This window comes from Tsukamurella pseudospumae (genome assembly GCF_001575195.1).
GTDB classification, from domain to species: Bacteria; Actinomycetota; Actinomycetes; order Mycobacteriales; family Mycobacteriaceae; genus Tsukamurella; species Tsukamurella pseudospumae.
Map to the genome: position 1 here is coordinate 1 of NZ_LSRF01000092.1, position 1,245 is coordinate 1,245.

The 1,245-nt window shown below is 54.3% G+C and carries 2 rRNA genes; both read right to left on the minus strand.

Annotated features, from left to right (window positions below):
- Nucleotides 1-361, minus strand: a 23S ribosomal RNA gene (locus AXK60_RS25230); the annotation flags it as partial.
- Nucleotides 362-806: 445 nt separating this feature from the next.
- Nucleotides 807-1,245 (minus strand): 16S ribosomal RNA (locus AXK60_RS25235); the annotation flags it as partial.

Here is a 1,245-nt window from a genome sequence, read left to right on the forward strand (position 1 = left end):
TCACTGCTGTCCAGCCAGGTAGAGCTGGAAAGATGAACCCCACAACACCACACACACAACCCCTACCCGGTATCACATGTGCATGGTTTAGCCTCATCCGCTTTCGCTCGCCACTACTCACGGAATCACTATTGTTTTCTCTTCCTGAGGGTACTGAGATGTTTCACTTCCCCTCGTTCCCTCCACACCGTCTATATATTCAACGGCGGGTAACACCACATGACTGGTGCTGGGTTTCCCCATTCGGAAATCCTCGGATCACAGCTCGGTTGACAGCTCCCCGAGGCATATCGCAGCCTCCCACGTCCTTCATCGGCTCCTTGCGCCAAGGCATCCACCGTGCGCCCTTAGACACTTACAACACACAAAACACACACCAAACCCGAGACAACCAAAAGCCATCACAAACCTGATGCGCCCTTCATGACGTCAAGCGCCAAAAAAACACAACAAAATGCTTACACAGAAACATGTAAAATTACAGAAACAAAAACACGACCACCACACCAAAACAGTGCAGCGTCATGTTGATGCTCGCGTCCACTATACAATTCTCAAACAACACACACCACCACACCGCCACCCACCCACACCCCCACAGGGACGCAGTACGCAGGCGCTGACGCGCAGCAGCAACAGAAAGGACGTGTCCTCTCAGACACCCAACAGTGTGCCGACGAAACCCCTCCGACCGGACAAGCCGGCCACCAGGCGATAAACAATTTACCGTGTCAGTGTTCCACCCAATTATATGAGCAACCGCATCAGCCACATTCGAGCCGATAAGCGGTACTAATGCTCCTTAGAAAGGAGGTGATCCAGCCGCACCTTCCGGTACGGCTACCTTGTTACGACTTCGTCCCAATCGCCAATCCCACCTTCGACAGCTCCCTCCCACAAGGGGTTAGGCCACCGGCTTCGGGTGTTACCGACTTTCATGACGTGACGGGCGGTGTGTACAAGGCCCGGGAACGTATTCACCGCAGCGTTGCTGATCTGCGATTACTAGCGACTCCGACTTCATGGGGTCGAGTTGCAGACCCCAATCCGAACTGAGACGCGCTTTAAGGGATTCGCTCCACCTCACGGTATTGCAGCCCTCTGTACGCGCCATTGTAGCATGTGTGAAGCCCTGGACATAAGGGGCATGATGACTTGACGTCATCCCCACCTTCCTCCGAGTTGACCCCGGCAGTCTCTCACGAGTCCCCACCATTACGTGCTGGCAACATGAGACAAGGGTTG